Below are 15,113 nucleotides of genomic sequence, written 5' to 3'. Positions count from 1 at the left end.
ACGTTCAACAAGCGGCCGCCAAAAGGCCGCAAGGAGGTAGACGATGACACATCTGAAATCCGCGCTTCTGGCGACCAGCATTCTGGCGGGCGCCGCCCCCATGGCGCATGCCGATGACGACGTGGTGCGCGTGGGGCTGGTCTATACGCTCAGCGGTCCGGCGGCGGTTTTGGGCGAGCATTCCCGCGACGGCTTCCTGCTGGCGATGGAGAGCCTTGGCAACAAGCTGGGCGGCAAGCCGGTCGAGGTCATCGTCGTCGATGACGAACAGAAGCCCGACATCGCCGTCAGCCGCGCCCGCGAACTGGTCGAAAGCAAGCAGGTCGATTTCGTCGTCGGTCCGGTATTCTCGAACATCGTCAATGCCATCGTGGGGCCCGTGACCGAAGGCGGGGCCTTCCTGATTTCGACGAATGCGGGCACCTCGAATCTGGCCGGGGCGGAATGCAACCCGGATCTGTTCGTGACCTCCTATCAGAACGACCAGATGCACGAGGTCTCGGGCAAATACGCGCAGGATCAGGGCTTCCAGAACGTCTTCCTGCTGGCGCCGAACTATCAGGCGGGCAAGGATGCGATGGAGGGGTTCAAGCATTCCTATACCAATGGCATCTCCGGAGAGATCCTGGTCCCGCTTGGACAGCTGGATTTCTCGGCCGAGTTGGCGCAGATCGCGGCGATGCAGCCCGATGCCATCTATGCCTTCATGCCCGGCGGCATGGGCGTCAATCTGGTCAAACAGTTCAATCAGGCGGGCATGTCCGGGACGCCCTTCCTGTCGGCCTTCACCGTCGATGAAACCACCCTGCCCGCGCAGCAGGATGCCGCCGTCGGCCTGTCGGGCGGGTCGAACTGGGCGCCCGATATGGACACCCCCGAAAGCCGCAAATTCGTCGAGGATTTCATCGCAGCCTATGACCGCGTGCCTGCGGTCTATGCGATGCAGGCCTATGACGCGGCCTATCTGATCGACAGCGCGGTGGCGGCGGTGGATGGTAATCTGTCGGACCGCGACGCTTTGCGCGATGCGCTGGCTGCCGCCGATTTCACCTCGCTGCGCGGAGATTTCGCGTTCGGGCCGAACCATTATCCGATTCAGGATTTCTATCTGACCAAGGTCGTCAAGCGCGAGGATGGCCGGTATTCGACCTCGATCGACCAGACCATCTTCGAAGATTACGCCGACAATTACGCCGCCGATTGCACCATGTGATCAATGCCCACCCCCGGTCACGCACCGGGGGCGGGATTGTCCATCAGCGCCCGTTCTGCGCCAGAATATCCTTCAGCGTCGCGATCGAGCTGGGGAAATCCTCCAGTTCATGCGGCTGGCAAGCCGCTTCCAGAACCAGCGTGCCCTGATAGTCATCGGCGATCAGCGCCTCGACCTGACCTTTGACGTCGGTCACACCCTCGCCATAGCGCATCCAGACCATCTTGCCGTTGACGAAACCGCCATCCTTCAGATGGACGTTGCGGATATAGGGCTTCAGCTTTTCGTAACCGGCGCGGAAATGTTCCTGCTCGGCCTCGTAGAGGTTTCCGGTATCCCAGACATAGCCGAATTGCGGGCGATCGACCGCCTGCCGCAGCGCCAGACAGGCGTCCGAGGTATCGGCCCAGCTGCCGGGCAAGTTTTCCAGCTGGACCGTGAAACCGCGTGCGACGGCCTTGTCGACGGCGTTGCCGATCAGGTTGACGACCTGCTGGAATTCGTCGGCTGCGGGGTTGGCAACGCGGGTCGGGCCGAACAGGATCAGCGTGGCGACATCCATCTTTTCGGCTAGATCCAGGCTCATGGGCAGCAGGTGGTCGGCATGCAGCGCCATCAGTTCGCTGTTCAGCGGCGCCTTGAACAGCCCCGGCGACACGGCGGTATAGGTGATGCCGAAGGCCTTGGATTGCGCCTTGAGACGGTCCCAGGCTTCGGGGTCGAACATCGGGAAACGCTTGCCCTCGACGACGCGCAGCTCGAACAGATCGATCCCGGCCTTGGTGGCGCGGCCGAATATCTTGGGCAGCCCCTCGGGCGAGATGTCGGGATGGACTTCGTTGGTCACGGCAGTCAGCAACATATGCGGTCTTTCTTCCTTGGTCGTCGTAATTTCAGGGTATCTGGGGAATGCGGCCCTAGCGGTCGTGCAGATGGCAGCTGACGCAGCGGCCCGGGGCCTGATGCTGCAACCGGGGACGCAGGGTCTTGCAGACATCGCCGATGAAGCGATGGCAGCGCGGATGGAAGGCACAGCCCGATGGCGGGTTCAGGGGCGATGGCACCTCTCCGTTCATCATGATCTCATGCCTCGGGGCGTTCGGATCGGCCGAGAGGGCCGCCGACAGCAGCGCCTGCGTATAGGGATGGGCAGGCGCGTCGAAGACCTCGTCGGTCGGGCCCTGCTCGATCATGCGGCCCAGGTACATGACCGCCACGCGGTCGGCCAGGTAACGCGTCGTCGCCAGATCATGCGCCACCAGAATATAGGACAGCCCGTATTCGGCCTGCAGATCCTTGAACAGGTTGATGATCTGCGACCGGATCGACACGTCCAGCCCCGACACGGGTTCATCCAGGATGATCAGCCGCGGTCGGGACACGATGGCGCTGGCAATGGCGATGCGCTGACGCTGGCCGCCGGAAAATTCATGCGAGAACTTGCGGGCATCCTGCGGGCGCAGGCCAACGGCATCCATCGCCTCGTGGACGCGGCGGTCGATCTCGCCCCGGGTCAGATTCTCGTTCACGACCAGCGGTTCGGCCACAAAATCCTGAATGCGGACGCGCGGGTTGATCGAGGACCAGGGGTCCTGAAACACCGCCTGCACCCGCGACCGATAGGCCTTGAGCGCCGCGCCACTCAGCTGGTTGATGTCGTGGCCGTCATAGCGCACCGACCCGCCCGTCGGGGTCTGCAGGCGCAGCAGCAGCCGCGTGGTCGTGGTCTTGCCGCAACCCGATTCACCCACCAGGGCCAGGGTCTCGCCGGGGCGGATGTCGAAGTTCAGGTCGGTGACGGCCTTGACGGTGCGGGTCTCGCGCCGGATCAGGCCCGTCTGGATCTCGAAGTGCTGAGACAGGTTCACGGCTTCCAGAATGGGTGCGTCGTTCATTGGTCCACCATGCGCCAGCAGCTTGCCAGATGTTCGCCGTCGCCATCGGCATCGAATGTCGGAGGGTTCTCGCGGAAGCAGCGGTCGTCCGCCTTGTCGCAACGCGGGGCGAAGGGACAGCCCTCGATCAGCTCGGTCGGTGCGGGGGGCTGGCCGGGGATGGTCCGCAGGCGGCCCTTGTGCCCGTGCAGCTTGGGAACGGCACCGATCAGCGCCTCGGTATAGGGATGCGCGGGCTTGGCGAAGATGCGTTCGACCGTGCCCGATTCCACGATGCGCCCGTAATACATCACCACGACCCGGTGGCAGAGGTTCGCCACGATGCCGAAATCATGGGTGATGAAGATGATCCCCATGCCGGTGTCGTCCTGCAGTTCCTTCAGCAGCCGCAGGTATTGCGCCTGCACTGTCACATCCAGCGATGTGGTCGGTTCATCCGCGATGATGATCTTGGGTTCGCAGGAAATGGCGATGGCGCCGACGACGCGCTGACGCATGCCGCCGCTCATTTCGTTGGGATAGTTGTTAACGCGATGTTCGGGGGCGGCCAGCTTGACCTTGCGCAGGGCGTTGACGGCACGTTCGCGCATGCCGGACCGGGGACCGGGGGCGTGCAGGCGCAAGGCTTCGGTGATCTGTTCGCCGACGGTAAAGGCCGGGTTCAGCGAGGTCTGCGGGTCCTGCAGGATCATCGCGATCTCGCTGCCGCGGACCTTGCGCATCTCGGGCTCGGACAGGGTCAGCAGCTCGCGCCCTTCCAGCCTGATGCTGCCCGAGGTGACGCGGGCGGCATGTTTGGGCAGCAGCCGCACCAGCGACATGGCCGTCATCGACTTGCCCGAACCGGATTCGCCGACGACGCCCAGGGTCTCGCCCTTGTGCAGGGTGAAGTTGTGGCCGTTGACCGGATGGAAGCTGCCGGCCTTGGTCGAGATGCGGACGGTCAGATCCGTCACCTCCAGCAGAGGGGTGGCTTTTTCTTGGGTCATCTCAGATTTGCCTCTGTCTGGGGTCCAGTCGCTCGCGCAGCCAGTCGCCCAGCATGTTCGCGGACATGACGGTCAGCAGGATCGCAAGACCCGGGAAGAACGAGATCCACCAATCCGTCGCGATGAAGTCGCGGCCGTCGGAAACCAGCAGCCCCCAGGTCGGCGTCGGACGCGGAATGCCGATGCCGAGGAAGCTGAGGCTTGCATCCAGCATGATCGCGATGCCGACCTGAAGCGTCGCCAGAACGACGATGGTATTGGTGACATTGGGCAGGATGTGGCGGAACAGGATGCGTGCATGCGACGATCCGGCCACCTGCGACCGGGCGACGAAATCGCTGCGGCGAAGCAGCATGACCTCGGCCCGGACCTGCCGCGCGAAATAGGCCCAGAGCGCGAAGCCCACCACGATCACGACCGACAGGAAGCTGGCCCCGATCGCCGCAGCCAACGCCAGTGCCAGCAGCATCGCGGGCAGTGCCAGCGAGATGTTGACCAGCCGCATGACCAGCCCGTCGAACCAGCCGCGCGCATAGCCCGCGATCAGCCCAAGGGTGGTGCCAAGCACGACCCCGACGGCGATGCCGATCATCGACACGGCCAGCACATACCACGCCCCGTGCAGGATGCGGCTGAGGATGTCGCGGCCAAGCCGGTCGGTCCCCAGGGCGTGATCCCATGTCCCGCCGAACAGCACGGGCGGTTGCAGCCGCGCCGTCAGGTCCGGCGCATAGGGATCATGCGGCGCGATCAGATCGGCGAAGAAGGCCGGGATGATGAAGACGGTCAGCAGGATGACGATCGGCACCAGCGGCAGGCTGCGGGCCTTCTGCCACCAGCCGGGCGACGCGGGGTGGGTGATGGGGGTCTCAACCATGACGGATCCTCGGATCGACGACGACGTAGAGCAGGTCCACGACAAGGTTCGAGATCATGTAGATGATCGCGTAGGTGACGATGACGGCCTGAACGACGGGGAAATCGCGGCCGCGGATGGCCTCGATGGCGACCCAGCCCATGCCGGGCCAGGAAAACACCGTCTCGATCACCACCGAACCGGTCAGGATCGACGCCGCAAGGATGCCGAAATAGGTCAGCGGCACCACGGCGGCGTTGCGCAGCGCGTGTTTCCAGACGACGTTGCGTTCGGAGACGCCCTTGACGCGGGCCAGCTTGATGTATTCGGCGTCCAGCACCTCCAGCATGGCCGAACGCGTCAGCCGCGCCAGTGCCGAAACCTGGAACCATGCAATGGCGATGGCCGGCAGGATGGCATGCGCAAAGCTGCCCATCCCGGATGTCGGCAACCATCCCAGCCAGACCGAGAACACCCAGATCAGGATGATCCCCAGCCAGAAGTTCGGCATGGACTGCCCCACCAGCGCGAACATCTGCGCGCCGTTGTCGATGGCCGAGCCCTTGCGCACCGCCGCCGCCACGCCCAGGGGCAAGGCGATGACCACGCTGAGGACGATCGCAAGACCACCCAGCTTCAGCGTCGCGGGCATGCGTTCCAGCACGAAGCCCAGGGCATCCTGCCCTGGCCACTTCAGCGAGGTTCCGAAATCGCCCTGCAGGGCATTGCCCAGAAACGTCAGGTATTGTTGCCACAATGGCTTGTCCAAGCCCCATTCCCGGATGAAGCTGTCGATCTGTTCGCGGGTCGCATCATCGGGCAAAAGTGCGTTGACGGGGCTGCCCGACAGCTGGGTCAGCATGAACACGATGACGGTGATCACCAGCAGGGCGAACATGCTCGAGGCGATCCGTCGTGCAAGATATCTGAACAAAATTCTCTTCCTTGGCGGGTTTGCGCTGCGGAACATGGCAGGGCAGGCGATGCGGCCCTGCCATGTCGCGGATCGGGGCCTATTTCAGGTCGATCAGGTCGAAATGGCTCAGCCCCGAGGATGTCGCGCCGGGGAAGGTCCAGCCCTCGACCAATTCGCTGTTGGCCACGACCGATGCGGGAACGGCCGCCATGGGGATATGCGCATAGGTGTCGAAGATGCGCGTGAACATCTGGCCCAGCAGCTCGTCCCGCGCCTGCGGGTCCGAAGCCGAGATCAGCTCGCCCCCCCAGGCGTTGATCTGCGGATCACCCAGATCAAGATGCGGGCTGGAGTGTTCGGTAAAGAAGATCTGGACGCCAAGCGCACTGGGGCGAACGGGGGCATTGCGCATCGGTGTGACGAAATCGGCGGTCAATCCGCGGATCGCCGTGTTGCCGGTCGCCCAATCCTGTTCGCGCATTTCGGTCTGGATGCCCGCGACATCAAGATAGGCCTGCACCAGTTCCGCCATCTGCGCGAATTCGGGATTGCCCGCCAGGCTGGTCACGACCAGCGGAATGGTCGGATCGTCGAAGGCATTGGGATAGCCCGCCTCGGCCAGCAGGGTCTGCGCCTTTTCGGGATCATAGCCATAGGCTTCGTCAAAGCGGTCCTCCAGCGTCTGTTCATATCCGGGGAAGCGCGGGTCCATGGTATAGACCGGCAGCGCCCGGACGCCTTCGCCGTACAGCACCTCCAGAATGGCATCGCGGTCCAGCGCGCGGTTCACCGCCTCGCGGACGCGCTGATCGGCCCAGGCATAGCTGCGCGCGTCGCGGTCTTCCTCGGGTTCGGGGTTCATGAACTGGCCGGTGAATAGCATCGTCGTCTGCATCGCGCCTTCGCTGGACCCGATGATCTTATGGCCCATCTCGGCGGCATCATCCTGCAGGTCGCGCGGCAGATCGACCAGATGCGCCTCGCCCGCCGAAAGCATGGCGAAACGGGTCGAGGGTTCGCTGACCCACCGGAACTCGATACTGTCATATTCGGGCGCCGCTCCGGTCCAATGGTCGGCGATGGTGCTGAAGGTCAGCGACTGGCCGACCTCGCGGCCCTCATACTGGAAGGGGCCCGATCCGGCGGGGGCGGTTTCATAGCCTTCCAGTCCCTCGGCCTCGAATTGCGCCTTGGAATAGATCACCAGCGACCCGCGACCCGCGTGCGAAAACAGGAAGTCCGGCTCGGGGGCGGGCAGGTCAAAGCGGACGGTATGGTCGTCAACGACGGTGATGCTAATTTCGCGGAACTGGCTGATGCCGCTCAACTTGGCATCTTCGCCGATGTGCAGGTCGAAGCTGTGAACCACGTCGGCAGAGGTCACCGGCCCCCAATCGCCGTTGAAACGCGCGTCGGGATGCAGCTTGAACGTCCACGAGGTGAAATCCGCATTATGTTCCCAGCTTTCGGCAAGCTGGCTGTTGTCGTATTTCCCCGTCACCGGATCGTTGCCGACCAGCGTCTGCATCGAGGGGAAGATGAACGCCCCCGTCGTCGTCCAGTAGAGGTTCGAATCCGCCCCAAGCGGGCTGACCGCCACCACGACCTTCTGATCCGTCCCTGCCGCCTGCACTGCGCCGGGTGCCGCCAGCATCGTGGTTCCCAGCAGCGCCGCAGCAAGCATGCGCCATCCTGCGCCGGTTGCGCGCAAATCCATGTTCAACATCTGGTTTCCCCTGTTGGAAGATATGATCGCCCGGCAGGGTTTGCCCCCCGCTCATTCGCGATGTGACCTTCACTATGTGGCGGCGCGGGAAGTTTTGGTAATATCGATCACGCTTGATGGCATTGCGAATGACGATGACGAAAGGTGACGGCCTGCCGCCACCGGTTCGAGGGCATGGCCCGAACAACACGAAGCCCCTCCAGATGGCGACGTAGGTGAAATCGTCGTCCATTGGTCTTGAACCAATGGCGCCACGATAGACGACCCCGGAGCATGTTCGGCGCTGGAACCCTGAACTGCCGGTTCACCTTGTCCAGCGGGCATGGAGCCGATCTGTCCGGCACCGTCGTTTTGTGCGGCTTGCCGCGGTCTGAGACATTGAGGCGCTATTGGTTCGAGCCCATTGGCGAGGACCTTGAATACCCATGTCCTTCAACAGCCTGGCGACGGTGGTCAGCAGGCGAACGCCACCGGTCCGGGAGAGCTTGCGAACGGGCGACATCGAAGCCGTTCCGATCCAACTGACGCCAGACCTTGCGCAGGCCGCAGACACGCCAGTTCTCCTCGAAGACGCGCTCGATCTCGGGCCGGAAGCCTGCGTCGCGCCGGGCACGATCCGACAACCGGCTCGGATCGGCCCGCTTCATCAAATGATCGTAGCAGGTCGACGGGGCGATCGGCAGAACCTTGCAAATCGGCTCGACCCCGTGCTTACCGCGATGATCGTCGATGTAGCCGACCATTACTTCGACCGGCGGTCGAGCATCTCAGGCAGCGCTCGAAACGATGCCGCTGCTGCCTGCGATCATCGCAAGATACGCACTTGCCTGACGCAGGATCTCGTTGGCCTGGCGCAGTTCTCGGTTTTCCAGCGCCTTCATCTTCCCGGCCATCTCCGCCGGGATACCACCGCGCTTTCCGCTGTCAACCTCGGCCCTCTTGACCCAATCGTTCAGGGTCTGGGGCGCACAGCTGATCTTCGCGGAGATCGACATAACCGCCTGCCACCGCGGTTCATGGTGCCCCTCGTTGTCCAAGACCAACCGCACCGCGCGTTCACGTACTTCGGGGGAAAACTTGTTCGTCGTCTTACTCATGATGCTCTATCCTGCTCAGAAGTTGAAGCCTTCGGCAAACCCGGCGCGGTTCAAATACCAGACGCGCCGTCCACAGCGCGCGTTTCCATTTGTTGATCATCGTCGGATTCACGCGGAACCGGCTCGCCAGCTCCCACACGGTCGCCTCGCCCTTCAACGCTTCCAGCGCTACCTTCACCTTCGACTCAAGGGTATGTTGCTTTCGTTTCGACATCTTCGATCTTTTTCGTCGTGAAGATCAACAGACAGAAAATCGGAGCTTACGTCAGTGTCTAGCCCTCAGGGGCGCCTCAAAACTACGGCTTCGAATGGTCCAGAACAGTAAGAAGAGTACCAAGCCGAAAAAGCTCCGGAATCCGGCAGTCCAAGGTTGTGGGTGACGTTGCCCCCAACTTTTATCTAGCGTGAGCGAGGCTCTGGGTGTGAGTTTTGCCCATTTGGGCGGGTTGGGCAACGGGGGCTGGCGCGGAACTGTGCGGATTGCGCAGCGTCAGGCCCCGTTGCGGGGCGAAGATCTGGGCGAACTCGACGGGCGTTTGCCATCCAAGGCGCGAGTGAGGTCGTTCAGTGTTATAGTCGGTGCGCCATGCGGCCAGCGTGACGCGGGCGTGGTGCAAAGACGGAAACAATGTTTCATTCAGCAGTTCGTCGCGCAGTCGGCCGTTGAAGCTCTCGATGAACGCATTCTTGGTCGGTTTGCCCGGCGCGATGTCGTGCTAGTCGATCTTGCAGTCATCGGCGAAGGTCAGGATCGCGTTAGAGGTGAACTCGGTTCCATAACACCTTCGGAATGTCGCTGATTAAGAGGCAATGACAGCCTGCGCAGCCTTCAAATAGCGCAGCAGGTGGTCATAGCCGGGTCTCAGGTCCCTACAGTGGTTTTGCAACAAACCACACCGCAAAGGAGACCGACTATGACCAATACGACCATTGCACAGTCCGAGCCTGTTTTGGTGGCCATCGACATTTCCAAGGCACGTCATGAGGTGCTGATTGCCGTGCCCGGAAAGAAGCGCCGACGTCGTTTGACGGTGTTGAACCAGTTGGACGACTTCAACCGTCTTATTGGGACAGTCGCGGAATATGGGTGCCCAGTCCGCGTGGCCTTCGAGGTGACGGGTAATTACCATCGGGCCTTGGGGTATCACCTCGGCTGTGCCGGGTTCGACGTAAAGCTGGTGTCTTCCGTGGCCCTCGCCAGAACCCGGGAAGCCTTGAACAACAGTTGGGACAAGAGGGACCCCAAGGACGCGCAGGTGATCCTGCACATGATGGAGATTGGGAACGAGCAGTTCTATCATGATCCGCTCCTGTCAGGCAGCAATGATCTTCAGGAACTGTCCAAAACTCACGACATGGTCTCTCGCTCGAAGACCGAACTCTGGCACCGGGTTCTGACGCATTATCTTCCTCTATATTTCCCCGAAGCTGATCGCTTTTACCGCAGCTCGCGCAGTGATTGGTTCTTTGCCTTCCTCGAACGCTATCCGTCACCACATATCATCGCGGCAATGGAAAAAGAGGCTTTCATTGCAGATGCTTGGGGGGGGTGGTCGGCCGTCGCGTGTCGAAAGAACGTCTACTGTCAGACATTTACCAGACCGCCAAAACATCAGTGGGGCTGCCGGTTAACCCAAGGTCCGATGCCATCACGATGTTCCGCATGGTTCTTGCCGAAGGGCGTGGCCTGATTGCACAGCGAAGCGAGATAGAAGACCGCGCGGTCGCGTTACTCAAAGATAATCCCGACTATCAGCTGCTCACATCAATCCCCGGCATCGGCCCAATCAATGCCCTGACCATTCTGGCAGAAGCGGGCGACTTGCGCCGCTTCGGGCACCACCGGCAATTCCTGAAGTTCTGTGGCATGGATCTCGCAACCGTTCAGTCCGGTATGTTCCGGGGGGCAGACCAAGCTGTCAAAATATGGCAACGCCCGACTGCGTCGCACCCTGTGGATGGCAGGTCAGGTTGCCATCCTGCAACGGGCCAACAGCTTCCGGGACAAGTTCGAACGCTACATCGCCAAGGACCGGCACAACACTCATTTGCGCCGCAAGGCGTATACCGCAATCGCTGCCAAAATGGCCCGCACAGTTCATGCGGTCGTCAAAGGTGGTGAACCCTATCGTCCCTTCTTTGAGGGGGCGATCGACAGCAGAAGGACCTTTCTCTGATAGGGCAGTGGAGGAGCGTGCTGACCTCGTAGATAATGTTCAGGCCTTCTGCTCAACGGTGCCAGGATCTCGTCTTAAGGACGGTGAGAGCCGCGATAGCGTACTCTGTGTTTGTTATGGGAGAGACCGTTCGTTGACCAAAACGCCGAACTGAGGAAATATACGACGTGTCGAGATTGTCCGACACGACAATGACCTGATGCTAAATCGGCTGATCATTCCGCATATAGGACGTTGTCACTGACCACCGTCTGGGGCTTGCCGCGGGCGTCAAACAAGGTCGCCAGTTCTCTCGCCACTCGGGCACCCGACAGTGAGATGTCGGCGATTAGGGCAAGGCATTCCCGCGTGCAATCATCGACGACAGTCATGATCCGGAACCGGCGGCCGTCCGTAAGTTGTTCTGACACGAAGTCGAGGGACCAGCGCTGGTTGGGCATCATTGGCAGAACCAGCGGAGCCCGTCTGCCCATGGCCCGTTTGCGCCCACCCCGGCGGCGGACATGAAGCCGTTCCCTACGGTAGATGCGGAACAGGCGCTTGTGGTTCACCTCGTGGCCTTCGCGCCTCAGGAAGACATGCAGCCGCCTGTAGCCGAACCGACGGCGCACCTTGGCCAGCTCTTTTAGCCGCTCGCGCAGCATATGGTCCTTCACAAGATGCGCGACCGCTTGCCGCTTCGCGGCGGGCGTCACCACTTTTTCCGAGCAGATCTTTTAAGGCGGAATTGTCGAGCATGGCGTCGGCGAGCAACTTCTTCAGCCTGCCGTTTTCGTCCTCAAGCGCCTTCAGCGGCTTGGCCTCGCTCACATCCATGCCGCCATGCTTGGCCTTCCGCTTGCAAACGGTCGCATCGCTGACACCGTGCTTGCAGCACAGATCGGCAACGGAAATTCCGGCGTCGTGCCCTTTCAGAATGCCGATGATCTGATCGTCAGTGAACCTGTTGCGCTTCATCTCTGGTCATCTCGGTTGGGCCAGTGTCTACCTCAAACTGAATTAGACGCAGGGCGGAACGTCAGGAAGCCCCGCTTTTCGAGCGGGGCATTGTAACTTCGGTATATTTTTGGTTGCGGGGGCAGGATTTGAACCTGCGACCTTCAGGTTATGAGCCTGACGAGCTACCGGGCTGCTCTACCCCGCGCCAAGTTTGTCCTGATCGTGTTTTTTCATCGTTTCAGAGGGATATGCGTCTCTTTCCAGGTCTGGCGGTGACCTACTCTCCCACGTCTTGAGACGCAGTACCATCGGCGCAGCGGCACTTAACGGCCGAGTTCGGGATGGGATCGGGTGTTTTGCTCGCGCTAGGGCCACCAGACCAGGAAAGAGACGCTCAGCGTGGGCTATTGCCCATGTTGTCCAAGGATGCATTTGGAGGAAGACTTTGAAGTCTGTCTTCTTCCGGATCAAATCAAGCCTATCGAGCCATTAGTACCGGTCAACTGAATGCATTGCTGCACTTACATCTCCGGCCTATCGACGTGGTGGTCTTCCACGGCTCTCAAGGGAGACCTTGTTTTGAGGGGGGCTTCACGCTTAGATGCCTTCAGCGTTTATCCTGTCCGAACATAGCTACCCAGCACTGCCGTTGGCACGACAACTGGTCCACCAGTGGTTCGTCCACCCCGGTCCTCTCGTACTAGGGGCAGCTCCTCTCAAGTCTCCAACACCCACGGCAGATAGGGACCGAACTGTCTCACGACGTTCTAAACCCAGCTCACGTACCTCTTTAAACGGCGAACAGCCGTACCCTTGGGACCTGCTCCAGCCCCAGGATGAGATGAGCCGACATCGAGGTGCCAAACGATGCCGTCGATATGGACTCTTGGGCATCATCAGCCTGTTATCCCCAGCGTACCTTTTATCCGTTGAGCGATGGCCCTTCCACTCGGGACCACCGGATCACTATGGCCGACTTTCGTCTCTGCTCGACTTGTCAGTCTTGCAGTCAGGCTGGCTTCTGCCATTGCACTCAACGACCGATTTCCGACCGGTCTGAGCCAACCTTCGCGCGCCTCCGTTACTGTTTGGGAGGCGACCGCCCCAGTCAAACTACCCACCACGCAGGGTCCCGGACCCGGATAACGGGCCGCGGTTAGACATCAAGAGTGCGAAGGGCGGTATCTCAAGGATGGCTCCACGAGAACTAGCGTTCCCGCTTCAAAGCCTACCGCCTATCCTGCACATCGCAATCCTGATGCCAGTGCGAAGTTGTAGTAAAGGTGCATGGGGTCTTTCCGTCTAACCGCGGGAAGTCTGCATCTTCACAGACAATTCAATTTCGCTGAGTCCACATTTGAGACAGCGGGGAAGTCGTTACGCCATTCGTGCAGGTCGGAACTTACCCGACAAGGAATTTCGCTACCTTAGGACCGTTATAGTTACGGCCGCCGTTTACCGGGGCTTCAATTCAATGCTTGCACATCTCCTTTTAACCTTCCGGCACCGGGCAGGCGTCAGACCCTATACGTCGTCTTACGACTTCGCAGAGCCCTGTGTTTTTAGTAAACAGTCGCCACCCCCTGGTTTGTGCCCCCGGCCTCTACTTGCGTAAAAACCGGGCCTCCTTCTCGCGAACTTACGGAGGTATTTTGCCGAGTTCCTTAAATGTGGTTCTCTCAAGCGCCTTGGTATTCTCTACCAGTCCACCTGTGTCGGTTTAGGGTACGGTCTCATGGAGGGCTATTTCCAGGGACCCCTAAGCAGCCCGATCAATCCGTTAAGATCGAACTACCCTCGGGATCCGTCACCATCTCCTGGCCCAGGAATATTAACCTGGTTCCCATCGACTACGCCTTTCGGCCTCGCCTTAGGGGCCGGCTTACCCTGCTCAGATTAGCTTTAAGCAGGAACCCTTGGACTTTCGGCGACAGGGTCTCTCACCCTGTTTGTCGCTACTCATGTCAACATTCTCACTTCTGATCACTCCACCGGTTGCCTCACGGCCCGGCTTCACAGTCAGAACATTGCCTCCGTTGCATCCGAGGACGCAAAAGAGGCAGCGTTCTATATCACAGAACGCTCCGCTACCACGCACAACAAGTGTGCATCCAAAGCTTCGGCTCGTGGCTTGAGCCCCGTTACATCTTCGCCGCAAGACCTCTTAATTAGACCAGTGAGCTGTTACGCTATCTTTAAAGGATGGCTGCTTCTAAGCCAACCTCCTGGTTGTTTTGGAAGTCTCACATGCTTTCCCACTTAGCCACGAATTGGGGGCCTTAGCTGTTGGTCAGGGTTGTTTCCCTCTCCACGACGGACGTTAGCACCCGCCGTGTGTCTCCCGGACAGTTCTCTTGGGTATTCGGAGTTTGCTTAGACTCAGTAAGGCTGTGGGCCCCCATCATCCATGCAGTGCTCTACCCCCCAAGGAATACATCCGAGGCGCTACCTAAATAGCTTTCGCGGAGAACCAGCTATCTCCGAGTTTGATTGGCCTTTCACCCCTAGGCACAAGTCATCCCGACCTTTTTCAACAGGTGTGGGTTCGGACCTCCAGTACGTGTTACCGTACCTTCATCCTGCTCATGCCTAGATCACTCGGTTTCGGGTCTGATCCGTCTAACTCTGTCGCCCATTTAAGACTTGCTTTCGCTGCGCCTACACCTAACGGCTTAAGCTTGCTAGACAGACCAAGTCGTTGACCCATTATACAAAAGGTACGCCGTCACCCCTCAAGGGGGCTCCGACTGCTTGTAGGCGTCCGGTTTCAGAAACTGTTTCACTCCCCTCGTCGGGGTGCTTTTCACCTTTCCCTCACGGTACTGGTTCGCTATCGGTCAGTAAGGAGTACTTAGCCTTCGAGGGTGGTCCCCCGATCTTCAGACAGGATTTCACGTGTCCCGCCTTACTTAATATGTCCCATTGAGCTTCCCATACGGGGCTGTCACCCGCTATGGCCGATTATTCCACATCGTTCTGGTCACTCTCAGGGCTCGGCTGGTCCGCGTTCGCTCGCCACTACTAGCGGAGTATCGGTTGATTTCCTTTCCTCCGGGTACTTAGATGTTTCAGTTCCCCGGGTTTGCTTCTTTAACCCTATGTATTCAGGTAAAAGATACCTGGTTAACCCAATTGTTGAGTGCCGCGAGCGGCAACAACAACCAAGTTTCAGGTGGGTTTCCCCATTCGGAAATTCATGGATCAAAGCTTATTCTCAGCTCCCCATGACTTATCGCAGAGTATCACGTCCTTCATCGCCTCTTACTGCCAAGGCATCCACCAAACGCCCTTATCGCGCTTGATTT

General features: G+C 60.2%; 8 protein-coding genes, 1 tRNA gene, 2 rRNA genes, 4 pseudogenes and 1 other annotated feature. Of the genes and pseudogenes, 2 read left to right on the top strand and 13 right to left on the bottom strand.

The window, feature by feature from the left end; genetic code table 11:
* Positions 1 to 43: 43 nt before the first annotated feature.
* Positions 44 to 1,213 (top strand): ABC transporter substrate-binding protein, encoded by a 1,170-nt coding sequence (locus SJY40_RS00095; protein WP_378941311.1) that lies wholly within the window; start codon positions 44 to 46, stop codon positions 1,211 to 1,213.
* 43 nt (positions 1,214 to 1,256) lie between these two features.
* Here SJY40_RS00095 and SJY40_RS00090 read toward each other — a convergent pair whose 3' ends face one another.
* The 9 genes and pseudogenes from SJY40_RS00090 to SJY40_RS00050 all read right to left on the bottom strand — a co-directional run.
* Positions 1,257 to 2,075 (bottom strand): sugar phosphate isomerase/epimerase family protein, encoded by an 819-nt coding sequence (locus tag SJY40_RS00090; RefSeq protein WP_378941309.1) that lies wholly within the window; start codon positions 2,073 to 2,075, stop codon positions 1,257 to 1,259.
* Between the two features lie 55 nt (positions 2,076 to 2,130).
* Positions 2,131 to 3,108, bottom strand: a complete 978-nt coding sequence (locus tag SJY40_RS00085) for an ABC transporter ATP-binding protein (RefSeq protein WP_378941307.1) — start codon at positions 3,106 to 3,108, stop codon at positions 2,131 to 2,133.
* The gene (locus SJY40_RS00080; protein WP_378941305.1) at positions 3,105 to 4,097 is read right to left on the bottom strand and encodes an ABC transporter ATP-binding protein; all 993 of its coding nucleotides are present in this window, start codon (positions 4,095 to 4,097) and stop codon (positions 3,105 to 3,107) included. The genes SJY40_RS00085 and SJY40_RS00080 overlap by 4 nt, the downstream gene beginning before the upstream one ends.
* Before the next feature lies 1 nt (position 4,098).
* Positions 4,099 to 4,974 carry an ABC transporter permease gene (locus SJY40_RS00075; protein ID WP_378941303.1) on the bottom strand — a complete coding sequence of 292 codons (876 nt, stop codon included), beginning with the start codon at positions 4,972 to 4,974 and terminating at the stop codon, positions 4,099 to 4,101.
* On the bottom strand, positions 4,967 to 5,887 hold the full coding sequence (locus SJY40_RS00070) for an ABC transporter permease (protein WP_378941300.1): 921 nt from the start codon (positions 5,885 to 5,887) through the stop codon (positions 4,967 to 4,969). Before SJY40_RS00070 ends, SJY40_RS00075 begins: the two co-directional genes overlap by 8 nt.
* 79 nt (positions 5,888 to 5,966) lie before the next feature.
* Positions 5,967 to 7,586 (bottom strand): ABC transporter substrate-binding protein, encoded by a 1,620-nt coding sequence (locus tag SJY40_RS00065; protein ID WP_378941298.1) that lies wholly within the window; start codon positions 7,584 to 7,586, stop codon positions 5,967 to 5,969.
* Between the two features lie 196 nt (positions 7,587 to 7,782).
* A pseudogene (locus SJY40_RS00060) lies at positions 7,783 to 8,692 on the bottom strand (transposase); the annotation flags it as partial.
* Positions 8,264 to 8,383 (bottom strand) — a sequence feature (AL1L pseudoknot). Its footprint overlaps the pseudogene before it by 120 nt.
* Entirely contained in the window at positions 8,685 to 8,906 is a 222-nt protein-coding gene (locus SJY40_RS00055; RefSeq protein WP_378941296.1) for a hypothetical protein, read from the bottom strand. The gene SJY40_RS00055 and the pseudogene SJY40_RS00060, both read right to left, overlap by 8 nt.
* Before the next feature lie 181 nt (positions 8,907 to 9,087).
* Positions 9,088 to 9,468, bottom strand: a pseudogene (locus SJY40_RS00050) (transposase); the annotation flags it as partial.
* Between the two features lie 138 nt (positions 9,469 to 9,606).
* On the opposite strand from SJY40_RS00050, the pseudogene SJY40_RS00045 reads away from it, so the two are divergent.
* Positions 9,607 to 10,869: pseudogene (locus SJY40_RS00045) on the top strand (IS110 family transposase).
* Between the two features lie 233 nt (positions 10,870 to 11,102).
* Here the strand turns inward: SJY40_RS00045 and SJY40_RS00040 are convergent.
* The 4 genes and pseudogenes from SJY40_RS00040 to SJY40_RS00025 form a co-directional block, all read right to left on the bottom strand.
* Positions 11,103 to 11,826 (bottom strand): annotated as a pseudogene (locus SJY40_RS00040) (transposase); the annotation flags it as partial.
* 110 nt (positions 11,827 to 11,936) lie between these two features.
* A tRNA-Met gene (locus SJY40_RS00035) sits at positions 11,937 to 12,013 on the bottom strand.
* A 59-nt stretch (positions 12,014 to 12,072) separates the two neighbouring features.
* Positions 12,073 to 12,187: ribosomal RNA gene (gene rrf / locus SJY40_RS00030) — 5S ribosomal RNA — on the bottom strand.
* 89 nt (positions 12,188 to 12,276) lie between these two features.
* A 23S ribosomal RNA gene (locus SJY40_RS00025) occupies positions 12,277 to 15,112 on the bottom strand.
* Position 15,113: the final 1 nt, after the last annotated feature.

This window comes from Paracoccus sp. R86501 (assembly GCF_042466435.1).
In the GTDB taxonomy this organism is placed as follows: Bacteria; Pseudomonadota; Alphaproteobacteria; order Rhodobacterales; family Rhodobacteraceae; genus Paracoccus.
The sequence above is the reverse complement of the archived record's forward strand: the minus strand, read 5'-3'. Positions and strand labels throughout refer to the sequence as shown.

What these genes read in the sequence shown, in the direction of transcription:
- SJY40_RS00095 (WP_378941311.1), top strand. Translation starts at nt 44, where the DNA reads ATGACACATCTGAAATCCGCGCTTCTGGCGACCAGCATTCTGGCGGGC.
- SJY40_RS00090 (WP_378941309.1), bottom strand. Translation starts at nt 2,075, where the DNA reads ATGTTGCTGACTGCCGTGACCAACGAAGTCCATCCCGACATCTCGCCC.
- SJY40_RS00085 (WP_378941307.1), bottom strand. Translation starts at nt 3,108, where the DNA reads ATGAACGACGCACCCATTCTGGAAGCCGTGAACCTGTCTCAGCACTTC.
- SJY40_RS00080 (WP_378941305.1), bottom strand. Translation starts at nt 4,097, where the DNA reads ATGACCCAAGAAAAAGCCACCCCTCTGCTGGAGGTGACGGATCTGACC.
- SJY40_RS00075 (WP_378941303.1), bottom strand. Translation starts at nt 4,974, where the DNA reads ATGGTTGAGACCCCCATCACCCACCCCGCGTCGCCCGGCTGGTGGCAG.
- SJY40_RS00065 (WP_378941298.1), bottom strand. Translation starts at nt 7,586, where the DNA reads ATGGATTTGCGCGCAACCGGCGCAGGATGGCGCATGCTTGCTGCGGCG.
- SJY40_RS00055 (WP_378941296.1), bottom strand. Translation starts at nt 8,906, where the DNA reads ATGTCGAAACGAAAGCAACATACCCTTGAGTCGAAGGTGAAGGTAGCG.